At 65.0% G+C, this 14487-nt stretch carries 12 protein-coding genes; 3 read left to right on the top strand and 9 right to left on the bottom strand.

What is annotated here, in order from left to right; translation table 11 throughout:
- Positions 1-13: 13 nt before the first annotated feature.
- The 6 genes from AB3X94_RS10155 to AB3X94_RS10180 form a co-directional block, all read right to left on the bottom strand.
- Positions 14-658 carry an SCP2 domain-containing protein gene (locus AB3X94_RS10155; protein WP_176109574.1) on the bottom strand — a complete coding sequence of 215 codons (645 nt, stop codon included), beginning with the start codon at positions 656-658 and terminating at the stop codon, positions 14-16.
- Between the two features lie 162 nt (positions 659-820).
- Positions 821-1822, bottom strand: a complete 1002-nt coding sequence (locus AB3X94_RS10160) for a TIM44-like domain-containing protein (protein ID WP_368611444.1) — start codon at positions 1820-1822, stop codon at positions 821-823.
- Between the two features lie 37 nt (positions 1823-1859).
- A complete protein-coding gene (gene ubiE / locus AB3X94_RS10165) occupies positions 1860-2591 on the bottom strand; it encodes a bifunctional demethylmenaquinone methyltransferase/2-methoxy-6-polyprenyl-1,4-benzoquinol methylase UbiE (protein ID WP_176109576.1) in 732 nt (243 codons plus the stop codon).
- A 66-nt stretch (positions 2592-2657) separates the two neighbouring features.
- The gene (locus AB3X94_RS10170; RefSeq protein WP_013088372.1) at positions 2658-3071 is read right to left on the bottom strand and encodes a gamma-butyrobetaine hydroxylase-like domain-containing protein; all 414 of its coding nucleotides are present in this window, start codon (positions 3069-3071) and stop codon (positions 2658-2660) included.
- A gap of 98 nt (positions 3072-3169) precedes the next feature.
- Positions 3170-3598 (bottom strand): HIT family protein, encoded by a 429-nt coding sequence (locus AB3X94_RS10175; protein ID WP_176109577.1) that lies wholly within the window; start codon positions 3596-3598, stop codon positions 3170-3172.
- A 33-nt stretch (positions 3599-3631) separates the two neighbouring features.
- Entirely contained in the window at positions 3632-7738 is a 4107-nt protein-coding gene (locus tag AB3X94_RS10180) for a DUF3683 domain-containing protein (RefSeq protein ID WP_368611445.1), read from the bottom strand.
- A gap of 502 nt (positions 7739-8240) precedes the next feature.
- Between AB3X94_RS10180 and ilvA the strand changes: the two genes are divergently transcribed.
- From ilvA to queF, 3 genes are read left to right on the top strand one after another with little or no spacing between them, the layout of a single operon-like run.
- Positions 8241-9806 (top strand): threonine ammonia-lyase, biosynthetic, encoded by a 1566-nt coding sequence (ilvA, locus tag AB3X94_RS10185; RefSeq protein WP_312883643.1) that lies wholly within the window; start codon positions 8241-8243, stop codon positions 9804-9806.
- Positions 9807-9829: 23 nt separating this feature from the next.
- Positions 9830-10732, top strand: coding sequence for a 5'-nucleotidase (locus tag AB3X94_RS10190; RefSeq protein ID WP_368588517.1), 903 nt, complete (start codon positions 9830-9832; stop codon positions 10730-10732).
- Positions 10729-11553, top strand: coding sequence for an NADPH-dependent 7-cyano-7-deazaguanine reductase QueF (queF, locus tag AB3X94_RS10195; protein ID WP_368611446.1), 825 nt, complete (start codon positions 10729-10731; stop codon positions 11551-11553). Before AB3X94_RS10190 ends, queF begins: the two co-directional genes overlap by 4 nt.
- A gap of 86 nt (positions 11554-11639) precedes the next feature.
- Here queF and AB3X94_RS10200 read toward each other — a convergent pair whose 3' ends face one another.
- From AB3X94_RS10200 to AB3X94_RS10210, 3 genes are all read right to left on the bottom strand, one after another.
- On the bottom strand, positions 11640-12026 hold the full coding sequence (locus AB3X94_RS10200) for a RidA family protein (protein WP_008923846.1): 387 nt from the start codon (positions 12024-12026) through the stop codon (positions 11640-11642).
- Positions 12027-12098: 72 nt separating this feature from the next.
- Complete coding sequence (locus AB3X94_RS10205) at positions 12099-13580, bottom strand: amidohydrolase family protein (RefSeq protein ID WP_184226038.1); 1482 nt, start codon at positions 13578-13580, stop codon at positions 12099-12101.
- Between the two features lie 3 nt (positions 13581-13583).
- Positions 13584-14474, bottom strand: a complete 891-nt coding sequence (locus tag AB3X94_RS10210; protein WP_176110649.1) for a MurR/RpiR family transcriptional regulator — start codon at positions 14472-14474, stop codon at positions 13584-13586.
- Positions 14475-14487: the final 13 nt, after the last annotated feature.

Genomic DNA, 14487 nt, shown 5'->3' on the forward strand with positions numbered 1-14487 from the left:
CTGGGCCCGTTGACTAGCGCGTGCCGCGCGACGTGGCGGCGCCGCCCGACGCTTGCGCGCCGCGGGCTTCGACCTTCTGTTCGAGACGCTCGATGCGCTTTTCGACGCGCGCGAGCGAATCACGCGCGCGCGCCAGCTCGACGTTGAAGTCCGCGAGCGCGGTACGGCGCACCAGCTGCGGATTCTCGTCGAGCAGATACTCGGCTGCCGTGTCGAGCAGGTTGCGGCCGGTGCGTTGCACATGCTCGCCGACCGAACGCACGAGCGACGTGATGCGCCACGCGGGCCCATCACCGATCAGCTTCGAGAGATCTTCCTCCGGCTCCCAGCGCAGATGCTCGGCGAGCTTCGCGATCACGGTCGCGAACTCGGCGTCGCCCTCGATCTTCACGTGCTTCATCACTGCGGCCTGGCCACCTTGCAGGAAGGCCGGGAGTGCGTCGGACGGCACCGAGACGGTCACGTCGAACTGATGCGCATCGGCTTCGTCGAGCGTGCCGAGATAGCCGTCGGGCTGCACGAGCAGTGCAAGCACAACCGGTGGAGATGACAGGCGTGCGGTCTTGCCCGCGTACGGGGCGAGGCGCTCGCGGGCCCACGATTCGCGGGCGAGCAGATGATTGACAGCAGCAGCGAAGGGCTTGGCGGCGAGGGTCATCGAAGGTGGCAAGAAAAAACCCGCGCGAGCGAGGTGCTTGCGCGGGCTCCCATTGTAACGTCCGTTCGCTTCGCGGCCTGCTATGCCGAACGGCCTAAGCGATGCGCGAGGCGAGGAATCGCCGTGCCGTGGCCGGCTTTTTTCGATCGATGCTTCGGCATGTCAGTGTTGCTCGACCTGCTGGATGCCGGCAAGCAGCCATCCTTCGCCAGGGCGATTCGCCTTCGTCAGATTCCAGACTTCGACGAACGGCTCGGCCGCCGCGCCCGGCGCCTCGCGGATCAAACCGGAGAAGCGCACGCTCGCGAAGTATTCGGTCGCGCGCTCCTCGACGCCGAGCAGCTCGGCGTTCAACTGCACGACGTCGGTCTGGTTCGGCTGCGTGCCGCGCGCGGTGAGATCGACGCGCACTTCGGCGAACATTTCCGGCGTCGTGAATTCGCGGATGTCATCGACATTGCCGACGTCCCACGCGGCCTGCAGGCGCACGAAGTACACCTTCGCGTTACGCAGAAACGCTTCCGAATCGAAGCCGGCCGGCACCGACGGCGTCGCGCCGAGCGATGGCGTCGTCAACGGGTTGCCCTGCGGTTCGAGATACGAGCCGGTCGGCGGCGCGGTGTAACGCGGCTCCTGAATATAGTCGGTGCCTTTGGTGTTCAGCGACGGCGCCGTGCCCGCGTAAGCCGGTTGCTCCGCATCGCGCTTGCGGCCGGTGAAGCGGCGGATGAGCCAGATCACGACCATCGCGATCAACGCAATCACGATCACGTTGGCGAACATGCCGGCGAACGCCTCGCCGAGCCCGAAATGCGACAGCAACGCGGCGATGCCGAGACCGGCCGCGAGACCGGCGATCGGGCCCAGCCAGCGATTGCGGTTCGGCGCGGCGGGCGGCGTGGGCTTGGTTGCAGGAGCCGCCGGTTGCGCGCTCTGCTGCGTGGCCTGATTGTTCTGCGCGGGCTGGGACGGCGGCGTCGTCTGGCGCTGCTGCAGACTGTTCGATTGACGGCCGAAGCTACGGCCTCCGCCCATGCGGCGTGCTTCGGCGTCGAGAGAGGCAAGGGTGCCGGCCGTCAGCAGACCGACCATCGCGATCAGTCCGATTCTTCTCGCCAGCGACCCCTTAACCTTACGAGCAGATAACAGATTCGAATCGGACATTTCGCACTTTCCTTTAAAAATCGATGGGTTAGGGACCCTAGTATTTGGTCCCCACATGCAACGCTACCACGCCAGCTGACAAATTGTAATATTTGACGTTGTCGAGACCGGCTTGTTCCATCATAGTTTTCAAAGTTTCCTGGTCAGGATGCATGCGGATCGATTCCGCCAGGTACTGGTAGCTTTCCGCGTCCTTGGCGAAGCGCTCGCCGAGCCACGGCAACACCTTGAACGAATACAGATCGTAGACCTTCTTCAGCGGGTCCCATACCTTCGAGAACTCGAGCACGAGCAGCCGCCCGGCCGGCTTCAGCACACGGCGCATTTCGGCGAGCGCGATGTCTTTATGCGTCATGTTGCGCAAGCCGAACGCGACCGTCACGACGTCGAAATAGTTATCCGGGAACGGGATTTTCTCGGCATCGCAAAGCAGCGTCGGCGTAATGATGCCCTTGTCGAGCAGCCGGTCGCGGCCGACGCGCAGCATCGATTCATTGATGTCGGTATGCCAGACCTCGCCCGTCTCGCCCGCCTGTTTGGCGAACGCCTTCGACAGATCGCCCGTGCCGCCCGCGATGTCGAGCACCTTGTAGCCCGGCCGCACGTTCGCCTGGGCGATCGTGAACACCTTCCACGCCCGGTGCAATCCGCCCGACATCAGGTCGTTCATCAGGTCGTAGTTGGCGGCCACCGAGTGGAACACCCCCGCCACTTTCTGCGCCTTGTCCTGTTCGTCGACCGATTGAAAGCCGAAGTGGGTTTTGCTCATCGCGCTCGTCCTTTCGCGTGTTCTTGAATGTTGCGCCGCTCGAGCGGCGTTCGGGGGCGAATCGTATCAGTGACAGTGCCCGTGCGCAGCTGCGGCGGGCACCATCGGCGTGTCGCGGTCGATGCCGGCCGCTGCCAGTTTGGCGAGATACGCGCGCCAGAGTTCATCCTGACGTACGGCCATGTCGTACAGCAGGTCCCACGAATAGATACCGGTGGAGTGGCCATCGGAGAAAGTCGGCTGCAGCGCGTAATTGCCGACGCCTTCGATCATCGTGATCGTCACGTCGCGCTTGCCCGTCTGCAGCGTTTCCTGGCCGGGCCCGTGGCCCTGCACTTCCGCCGACGGCGAATAGACGCGCAGCAGTTCGAACGGCAGCCGGTACGCTTCGCCGTTCGCGTACTGCAGTTCGAGCACGCGCGACTTGGAATGCACGACCACGCCGGTCGGCACCGGCGTCTCGGGAGTCAATCCGCTCATGTTGGCCTCATCAGATAACGGCGGGGTGATAACGACGGCTCGGCCGCCCCGCGCACCGACCGGAGCCCGGCGGTGCGCGGCGGCGGATTCAGCGATGCTCAGCCCAGCGCCTGTTCGATTTCCTGCCGCACGGCTTCGCGCAGCAACGTGGCGTGCGCGCGACGCGACGACAGCATCGCTTCGGACACCGTGCGCTGGCGCGGCGCCCAGATCGGCAGGGGGAAATGCGCGTCGTTCGAGAAACGCGGAATCACGTGCCAGTGCACGTGCGGCACCTGGTTGCCGAGGCTCGCGAGATTGACCTTCGCGGGCTGCATCACGCGCCGCTGCGCACGCTCGACCGCGTAGACGGCCTTCATCACGTGATCGCGGTCGTCGGCGGAAAGATCCGAAAACTCGGCTACGTGAGCGTTCCAGATGACCCGGCAAAAGCCCGGGTAGTCGTGTTCGTCGGCGAGGACGACTCGCAACGCGTCGTCCTGCCATAGCACATCGCCGCCGTCTTCACGGCAAAAAACGCAGTCCATCGTCGTCCTCGGCAAATATCGTCGGTCGTGCCATTAAACCAGCACGCGCTCGATTCCGCCATTGTTCGCCCGCTGTACGTAGTCCGCCATCCAGTTTTCGCCGAGCACGTGACGTGCCATCTCGACCACGATGTAATCCGCCTCGGTACCCGCGTCTTCGTTGTAGCGCGACAGCCCTTGCAGGCACGACGGGCAGCTCGTGAGGATCTTGACGTCGGTCGAACCCGCGTTGCCGTTACCCGGCTGCGGACCGTCGCCGGCTTTCAGCACGGAACCGTTGGTCGCACCGGCGGATCCGGCCGATGCATTGGCCGGATTGATCGCGTTCGCGCCTGCTTCGGCAACGAGCGGAATACCGCGCAGCTTCGCCGCGCCCTTGCGGATTTCTTCTTCCTTGCGGAAGCGCACCTGAGTCGAGATGTCGGGACGCGTGACCGCGAGCGTGCCCGATTCGCCGCAGCAGCGGTCGTTCTTCTCGATCTTGTAGCCGTCCTGTTCCGAACCCATCAGCTGGTTGACGAGCTTGACCGGGTCCATCGTCTTGATCGGCGAATGGCACGGGTCGTGGTACATGTAGCGCACGCCGTTCACGCCATCGAGCTTGATGCCTTTTTCCAGCAGGTACTCATGGATGTCGATGATCCGGCAACCCGGGAAGATCTTTTCGAATTCGTAACCGGCGAGCTGGTCGTAACACGTACCGCACGACACCACGACCGTCTTGATGTCGAGGTAGTTCAGCGTATTGGCGACGCGGTGGAACAGCACGCGGTTGTCGGTGACGATCTGCTCGGCCTTGTCGTACTGGCCCGAGCCGCGCTGCGGATAGCCGCAGCACAGGTAGCCCGGCGGCAGCACGGTCTGCACGCCCGCCTCCCACAGCATTGCCTGGGTCGCGAGACCCACCTGCGAGAACAGCCGCTCGGAGCCGCAGCCCGGGAAGTAGAACACCGCTTCGGTGTCGGCGGTGGTCGTCTTCGGATTGCGGATGATCGGGACGATCTTGTTGTCCTCGATATCGAGCAACGCACGCGCGGTCTTCTTCGGCAGGTTGCCCGGCATCTTCTTGTTCATGAAGTGGATCACCTGCTGCGTGATCACCGGCTTGCCGACCGTGGCGGGCGGATGCGCGGTCTGCTTCTTCGTGAACTTTTTCAGCACCTCGTTGCCGAGACGTTGCGCCTTGTAGCCGACGCCCATCATCGCGGTGCGCGCGAGATTGATGGTCTGCGGGTTGGTCGCGTTCAGGAAGAACATGCCCGCCGCGTTGCCCGGGTTGAACTTCTTCTTGCCCATCTTGCGCAACAGGTTGCGCATGTTCATCGACACGTCGCCGAAGTCGATCTTCACCGGGCACGGCGTCACGCACTTGTGGCAGACGGTGCAGTGATCGGCGACGTCGTTGAACTCGTCCCAGTGCTTGATCGACACGCCGCGGCGCGTCTGCTCTTCGTACAGGAATGCCTCGACCAGCAGGGAGGTGGCGAGAATCTTGTTGCGCGGGCTGTATAGCAGGTTCGCGCGCGGCACGTGCGTCGCGCAGACCGGCTTGCACTTGCCGCAGCGCAGGCAGTCCTTGATCGACTCGGAAATCGCGCCGATATCGGACTGCTGCATGATCAGCGATTCGTAGCCCATCAGCCCGAAGCTCGGCGTGTACGCGTTGCGCAGGTCCGCGCCTTCGAGCAGCTTGCCGGCGTTGAAGCGGCCATGCGGATCGACGCGCTGCTTGTACTTGCGGAATTCGCCGATCTCGTCGTCGGTCAGGAATTCGAGCTTCGTGATGCCGATGCCGTGCTCGCCGGAGATCACGCCGTCGAGCGAACGCGCGAGCTTCATGATGCGCGCGACCGCCGTGTGCGCGTCCTGCAGCATCTCGTAGTTGTCGGAGTTGACCGGGATGTTGGTGTGCACGTTGCCGTCGCCCGCGTGCATGTGCAGCGCGACGAACACGCGGCCGCGCAGCACCTGCTTGTGGATCGCCTGGGCTTCGTCGAGGATCGGCTTGAACTCGCCGCCATTGAAAATCTGCCGCAATTCGGCACGGATTTCCTGCTTCCACGACACGCGGATCGTGCGGTCTTGGGCGAGGTGGAATACGGTTGCTTCCGGTTGCGCGTCGACGCGATCGGCAAACTTCTCCGCGAGCGATTCATAGCCGAGGCCGACCAGATAGTGCTGCGCCTCGCGCAGCGACAGGTCGAGCTTGTCGCGCACGAATTCCCAGCGCGTGCGCACGCGCGCGAGCAGATCGAGCGCCTGCTGCACGCGGTCTTCGAGCAGCTCGGCGCTCGGGATTTCGTTCGCGTCGTCGCTCTTGCCGAGCGGCAGCTTGCCGCCCTTGAAGAACGCTTCGAGCGCGTCGACCAGTTGCAGCTTGTTCTTCAGCGACAGCTCGATGTTGATGCGCTCGATGCCGTCCGTGTACTCGCCCATGCGGTCGAGCGGAATCACGACGTCTTCGTTGATCTTGAACGCGTTGGTGTGCTTCGCGATCGCGGCGGTGCGGCTGCGGTCGAGCCAGAAGCGCTTGCGGGCCTCGGCGCTGACCGCGACGAAACCTTCGCCGCTCTTGCCGTTGGCCATGCGCACGACTTCCGAGGTGGCCTGCGCGACCGCGTCCGCATCGTTGCCGACGATGTCGCCGATCAGCACCATCTTCGGAAACGCGTTGCGCTTGCTCTTGGTCGCATAGCCGACCGCGCGCAGATAGCGCTCGTCGAGATGCTCAAGGCCCGCGAGAATCGCGCCGCCCTGGCGCGACGTCTCGAACAGGTAGTCCTTGATTTCGACGATGCTCGGAATCGCCTCGCGCGCCTGGCCGAAGAACTCGAGACAGACGGTGCGCGTATGCGCGGGCATCTTGTGAAGCACCCAGCGCGCGGACGTGATGAGGCCGTCGCAGCCTTCCTTCTGCACGCCCGGCAGTCCGGCGAGGAATTTATCGGTGACGTCCTTGCCGAGGCCTTCCTTGCGAAACACGCGGCCCTTGATATCGAGCGCCTCAGTGCGCAGCAGTTTCTCGCCCGGCGCGTAGTTGCCGTCGAACCACTTGAGTTCGAAACGCGCGACTTCGGTGTCGTGGATCTTGCCCATGTTGTGCTCGAGACGCGTGACTTCGAGCCAGTTCCCTTCCGGGTCGACCATGCGCCACCACGCGAGGTTGTCGAGCGCCGTGCCCCATAGCACCGCCTTCTTGCCGCCCGCGTTCATCGCGACGTTGCCGCCGACGCAGGACGCGTCGAGCGAGGTCGGGTCGACCGCGAACACGAAGCCGGCCTGCTCGGCCGCTTCGGTCACGCGGCGCGTGACGACACCCGCACCCGAGAAGATCGTCGCGACCTTGCGACCGACGCCCGGCAGCTGGGTCATTTCGACCGGGCCGAGCTGTTCGAGCTTTTCGGTGTTGATGACGGCCGAGAACGGCGTGAGCGGCACCGCGCCGCCCGTGTAGCCGGTGCCGCCGCCGCGCGGAATCACGGTCAGGCCGAGTTCGAAGCAGGCCTTGATCATGCCGGCGATTTCGGCTTCCGAGTCCGGCGTCAGCACGACGAATGGGTATTCGACGCGCCAGTCGGTCGCGTCGGTCACGTGCGAGACGCGCGACAGGCCGTCGAACTTGATGTTGTCCTTCTGCGTGACCTTGCCGAGCACGCGCGTCGTGCGGCGGCGCAGGTCGTAGGTCTGCTGGAATTCGCCGGCGAATTGGTCGATAGCGCGGCGCGCGGCCTGTACCAGCTTTTCGACGCGCGCGGCGCGATCGACGCCGGCTTCGTCGCCGTGTTCGCGCAAATCGGCGCGGCGGCGCTTCTCGATTTCGGCGAGGCGGTGATTGAGCGCTTCGATCAGCAGCGCGCGGCGCTTCGGGTTGTCGAGCAGGTCATCCTGCAGATACGGATTGCGGCGCACGACCCAGATATCGCCGAGCACTTCGTACAGCATGCGCGCCGAGCGTCCGGTGCGGCGTTCGGCGCGCAGTTCGGCGAGCGCATCCCAAGCCTCGTTGCCGAGCAGGCGGATGACGATTTCGCGGTCGGAGAACGACGTGTAGTTGTAGGGAATTTCGCGCAGACGCGCTTCGGGATCGGCGGCCACCGCAGCGGCGGCGCCGTGCGGATCGAAAACTTGAGGTGCGTTCATGTTTGGACGACTCGGTAGGTCGGCCTGGCGCGCTCGTCACGAGGCGTCGGCCGACAATGCGCGTGGGGCGCAATGCTTGAAATCTTCTAGGGCTTCTAGGGGAGCGAACACGACCGGCGGCCAACTCACGGCGGTCGCTTCGCGGGACTCAGGGACAGCTACACGATCGCGCGTGGCGGAGATGCCGCTCCGCCGCGGGGCAGGATTCGCGCGGAACGGGCATTAAATGGGCGATCCGAGGCTGCCAGTGCATCTTCCGATCCTTATTCCAAAATGGAATTCTACCGCATCATCCCGCCACGCGTTGACGGCAGGAACCTGGGCGGTGACGGCGCTTCGGGGGATTTGGCGGCGAATCCCGCGGCGTTTCGCATGCGACCCCATTGACCGGCCGGACGGTTTGGCAAAATTCGCTCAACGGTGCCGAAACGGCCCGGCCAGTGGCGTGCCACCCTTCTCCGCCGCGCGCGGAACGGCCAGAGCAGGCACCGTTGGCGCTATCATTGACGTTTTCCCGTCTCACACAGCGCACCGCGCGACCCGCATGGCTTCCCACGACTACCTGAAAAAGACCCTGACCGCGCGCGTCTACGACGTGGCGCGCGAGACCGAGCTCGAACGCGCGCCGAACCTGTCGGCACGGCTGCGCAATCCGGTTTATCTGAAGCGCGAGGACAACCAGCCGGTGTTCTCGTTCAAGCTGCGCGGCGCGTACAACAAGATGGCGCATATTCCGGCCGAAGCGCTCAGTCGCGGCGTGATCACCGCGTCGGCGGGCAATCATGCGCAGGGCGTGGCGTTGTCGGCCGCACGCATGGGCGTGAAGGCGATCATCGTCGTGCCGGTGACGACCCCGCAGCTCAAGGTCGACGCGATCCGCACGCATGGCGGGCCGACCGTCGAGGTCGTGCAGTTCGGCGAATCGTATAGCGATGCCTACGGTCACGCGGTCAAGCTGCAGGAGGAGCGCGGCCTGACCTTCGTGCATCCGTTCGATGATCCGTACGTGATCGCCGGCCAGGGCACGGTGGCGATGGAAATCCTCAGCCAGCACCAGGGGCCGATTCACGCGATCTTCGTGCCGATCGGCGGCGGCGGTCTCGCGGCCGGTGTCGCCGCGTACGTGAAATCCGTGCGCCCGGAGATCAAGGTGATCGGCGTGCAGACCGATGATTCGTGCGCGATGGCCGCGTCGCTGAAGGCAGGCGAGCGCGTGACGCTGAACGAAGTGGGCCTGTTCTCCGACGGCACCGCGGTGAAGCTCGTCGGCGAGGAAACCTTCCGCCTGTGCAGCGAATATCTCGACGAAGTGCTGCTCGTGAACACGGACGCACTGTGCGCGGCGATCAAGGACGTGTTCCAGGACACGCGCAGCGTGCTCGAACCGGCGGGCTCGCTCGCGGTGGCGGGCGCGAAGCAGTACGCCGAACGGGAAGGCATCGAGAACCAGACGCTGATCGCGATCACGTCGGGCGCGAACATGAACTTCGACCGCATGCGCTTCGTCGCCGAACGCGCCGAAGTGGGCGAAGCCCGCGAAGCGGTCTTCGCGGTGACGATCCCCGAAGAGCGCGGCAGCTTCAGGCGCTTCTGCGAACTGGTCGGCACGCGCAGCGTCACCGAATTCAACTACCGGATCGCCGACGCGAACTCGGCGCATATCTTCGTCGGCGTGCAGATCCGCAACCGCAGCGAACCGGCGCAGATCGCCGGCGCCTTCGAAGCGCACGGCTTCGCGACCGTCGATCTGACCTTCGACGAACTGTCGAAGCAGCACATCCGCTACATGGTCGGCGGCCGCTCGCCGCTCGCGCGCGATGAACGTCTGTTCCGCTTCGAGTTTCCCGAGCGTCCGGGCGCGCTGATGAAATTCCTGTCGTCGATGGCGCCGAACTGGAACATCAGCCTGTTCCACTATCGCAACCAGGGTGCGGACTACAGTTCGATTCTGGTCGGCATTCAGGTGCCCGAAAGCGACCACGCGGCGTTCGAGCGCTTCATCGAAACGCTCGGCTATCCGTGCTGGGAAGAAACGAAAAACCCGGTCTACCGCCTCTTCCTCGCCTGATCTCTTCGGACCGGAACTCACCGATGGCGCTTTCGCTTGTCGACAAACTGGTGGTCGCAATCTCGTCGCGCGCGCTGTTCGACTTCGAGGAAGAAAACCGCGTCTACGAGGCCGGCGACCTGAAGGCTTACGAAGCGTTGCAGCGCGAGCGCCTGAACGTGCCCGCGAAACCGGGCGTCGCGTTTCCGCTGATCCGCAAATTGCTTGCGCTGAACGCCGTCGGTCATCGCGTCGAAGTGGTGATCCTGTCGCGCAGCGATCCGATCAGCGGCCTGCGCGCGTTTCATTCGTGCCGCGAACACGGACTCGCGATCGAGCGCGGGGTGTTCACGCGCGGCCGCGCGCCGTTCGGTTATCTGAAGCCGCTGAACGCGGCGCTGTTTCTGTCGGCGAATCAGCAGGACGTGCGCGATGCGCTCGCCGCTGGCTTCCCTGCCGCACGCGTGTTGCCGGAATCGGCGAAAATGGCGAGCAAGTATCCGGACGAAATCCGCATTGCGTTCGATGGCGACGCGGTCTTGTTTTCCGACGAAGCGGAACGCATCTTCCAGAAAGACGGCCTGCGCGCGTTCGTCGGTCACGAGATCGACAACAAGCATCTGCCGCTCGCGGACGGTCCGCTCAAGCCGCTGCTCGAAGCGCTGCACCGGCTGCAAAAACTGGCGGACGCGGCCGCGCCGATGCGCATTCGCACGGCACTGGTAACAGCACGCTCGGCCCCCGCGCATGAGCGCGCGATCCGCACCCTGATGGCGTGGAACATCGAAATCGACGAAGCGATGTTCCTCGGCGGCCTCGACAAGAGCGCATTTTTGCGCGAGTTCGAGCCCGACTTTTTCTTCGACGACCAGATCGGCCACTGCGAATCGGCCCGCGTCGTAACGGCGACCGGGCACGTTTTGAGTGGCATCGTGAACGCATCATGACACCCGAACAATCCCCGCTCGGTAAGTCCTCGACTTACACCGAACAATACGATCCGACGCTGCTGTTTCCGATTGCGCGCAGCCATGCCCGCGAGGCGATCGGCATTACCGCGCGACTGCCGTTTTTCGGCACCGACATCTGGAACGCCTACGAGCTGTCGTGGCTGAATACACGCGGCAAACCGCAAATCGCGGTCGCGACGTTCTTCGTACCGGCCGATTCGCCGAACATCGTCGAATCCAAGTCGTTCAAGCTGTATCTCGGCTCGTTCGCGCAGACCGCCTTCGAATCGGCCGAGAGCGTGCGCGACACGATCAGGCGCGACGTGTCCGCGTCGTGCGGCGCGACGGTGTCGGTGCATCTGCACACGCCGCACGAATTCGGCAAGCTGAAAATGGAAGAATTCGACGGCCTGTCGCTCGATCGGCTCGAACTCGAGGCGAGCATCTATCAGCCGGACGCGTCGCTTTTGAGCGCGGCGCACAACGAAGCGCCGGTCGAGGAAACGCTGTTCTCGAACCTGCTGAAGTCGAACTGCCCGGTGACCGGACAGCCGGACTGGGGCAGCGTGCAGATCCACTATGCCGGGCCACAAATCGATCACGCGGGCCTGCTGCGCTACATCATCTCGTACCGCAATCACACCGGCTTTCACGAGCAATGCGTCGAGCGGATCTTCGTCGACATCATGAAGATGTGCAAACCGCTGAAGCTCGCGGTCTATGCGCGCTACACGCGCCGCGGCGGGCTCGACATCAACCCGTTCCGCACCAACTACAACCTGCCGATGCCGGACAACATGCGGCTCGCGCGGCAGTAACGGTAAAGCACGGCGGCACACGCACCGAGGGCGCCCAGGCCATCACAGCCTGCGGCGCCCTCGTCACATGAAAGCCGTCAAAGCGCTCAGGCCGCCGGCTTCTTGTAAGCGACGCAATCCACCTCGACCTTGCAGTCGATCACCATCGACGACACCACGCACGCGCGCGCCGGCGGATTCTCGCCAAAATACTCGCGAAACACCTTATTGAACGACGCAAAGTCGCGCGGATCGTCGAGCCACACGCCGCAACGCACGACGTGCTCGGCGCCATAGCCCGCTTCCTTCAGGATCGCGAACACGTTCTGGATCGCCTTGTGCGATTGCTCGACGATGCCGCCGTTGATCACTTCGCCGTTTTCCATCGGCGTCTGGCCCGACACGAACAGCCAGCCGTCCGCTTCGACCGCACGCGCGAACGGCATCACCTGACCGCCCGTTCCCTTTCCGCCTTCCACGCCATATCGCTTCATCGTCACACTCCTTAAAAAGTCGGGCACGTGCGCGGCGCCCTCGCCGCGCGTGCCGCCATCAATCGATAAAAATCAGAACGCGCCCTGCGCATCGCCCTTCGACGGTGCGCCGCGCGTGACGAACCGGCCAGCCCTCTCGCCCGTCACCGCGCCGTCGCGATACGACAGCACGCCGTTGACCCACACCGCGTCGATGCCGGCAGCGGGCTGCTGCGGCTTGTCGAAAGTCGCCAGGTCGAGCACTTTCGACGGATCGAACAGCACGAGGTCGGCGTGATAGCCGATGTGCACTTCGCCGCGCTGCGCGAGACCGAAGCGGCGCGCGGACAGGCTCGTCATTTTGCGCACCGCCTCTTCGAGCGGCAGCAGCGCGGCATCACGCGCATAGTGGCCGAGCACGCGCGGAAACGCGCCCCACAGCCGCGGATGCGGCAGCGGATCGTTCGGCAGGCCGTCCGAGCCGACCATCGTCGCCGGATGCGACAGGATGCGCCGCACGTCGTCTTCGGACATGTTGTGATAGACCGCGCCCGCCGGCTGCAGGCGCTTGCCCGCTTCCTGCTGCGAGACGCCCCACTCCGCCGCGACTTCGCTGATCAGCTTGCCGGCCATCTCCGGATGCGGCTCGGACCACGTGATCGTGATGTCGATGTCGCCCGTCACCTGCTTAAGATCGAGCGTCGACGAGCTGCGGTTGTACGGATAGCAGTCGCAACCGACCGGCTGCCCGCCGCGCGCGCCTTCGAGCGACTTCAGCACTTCGACGCTGCGTCCCCAGTTCGACGGCCCCGCGCACTTCAGATGCGAGATCACGACCGGCACGCGCGCATGCCGGCCGACGCGGTAAGCCTCGTCCATCGCGTCGAGAATCGCGTCGAACTCGGTGCGCATGTGGGTCGTATAGAGCGCGCCCGCGGCGGCGAGCGGCTCGGCGAGCGCCATCACTTCCTCGGTCGGCGCGGCGAACGCCGAACCGTACGCGAGCCCCGAGCTCAAGCCCAGTGCGCCGTGCGCGAGCGCTTCCTCGAGCTGCGCGCACATGCGCTCGATTTCCTCGGCAGTCGCCGCGCGATCGAGCCGGTCCATCTGGTTATTGCGCAACGCCGTGTGGCCGATCAGCGCGCCGACGTTCACCGCCGGCCGCGCGGCGTTCACCGCGCTCACGTAGTCGGCGAAGGTCGGGTACTGGAACGCATCGCGCTCGCCGAGCAGGTTCATCGGATCGGGCGGATCGCCCTTCAGCGACACCGGCGACGCGCTGATGCCGCAATTGCCGACGATCACCGTCGTCACGCCCTGGGTGATCTTCGGCAGCATCTGCGGCGAGCGGATCACGTGCGTGTCGTCGTGCGTGTGCACGTCGATGAAGCCCGGCGCGAGCGCGCGCCCCTCGGCCTCGATCACCTCTTCGGCGAGCCAGTTCGACAGATTGCCGATCGCGGCGATGCGCCCGTCGCGGATCGCCACATCGCGCTCTACGGGCGGGGCGCCCGTGCCGTCATACAGTTGCGCGCCGACGATCAGCGTGTCGGCGGCTTCGGGATGCGAATGCATGGATCAATCTCCTAACGGTTGTCGATCGCCGCCGCCGCGGTGCGCGTCGAGCGCGTGCTTCATGCGGCGCAGCAATTCGCGGCTCTCGTCGCCCTGGCTGACGGCAAGTTCGGTGACGAGCACATCGAGCGCCATCATCATCGCGTAACGGGAAGACGACGGCTTGTAAATGAAATCGGTTTCGAACGCGACGATCGGGATCAGCCAGTCGGCGAGCTTCGCCAGTGGCGACGTGGGCGCGGTCACCGCGACCACGGTCGCGCCGTAGCTGCGCGCGATCTTGCAGTTCTCGACCATCTCGGGCACGCGACCCGTGGTGGACAGCGCGATCACCACGCAGTCGCGCGACACCGTGCTCGCCACCATGCGCTGCAACAGTCCGTCCTGATAGGTCGCGACCGGGCGGCCGAGGCGCACGAGCCTGAAACGCATTTCGTCGGCGAGCGCGGTCGAGCCGCCGCCCATGCCGAACACGTAAATCATGCGCGCATTGCGCAGCGCGGCCGCCGCTTCGGCGAGCGGCGCCTGGCGCAGCAGTTGATGATTGTGCGCGAGCGCGGTTTGCAGTTCGTCGAAGACGCGCGTGGCGATCGGCTCGGGTGCGTCACTTGTTGCGTCGCGCTCGAGAAAACGCTGACCGACCGCGGCCGCCTGCGCGAGCCGCAGCTTCAGCTCGCGCACGTCGCGGCAGCCAACCGCCTTCGCGAAGCGCGTGACGGTCGCGATGCTGACCTCGGCCTGCTGCGCGAGCGCGCCGATGCTCGCGCGCGACGCGCCGGTCAGATCGTCGAGGATCAGCGCGGCGACCTTGCGTTCGGCCGAGCGCAGTTCCGGCGCACATTCGGCGATGCGCGCGACGATGTCGAAAGCGAGCGGTTCGGCGCTACTGTTCATGGCGGGCGGCTTC

Origin of the sequence: Paraburkholderia sp. BR10923, from assembly GCF_040948765.1 — a bacterium.
Classification (GTDB): domain Bacteria; phylum Pseudomonadota; class Gammaproteobacteria; order Burkholderiales; family Burkholderiaceae; genus Paraburkholderia; species Paraburkholderia youngii.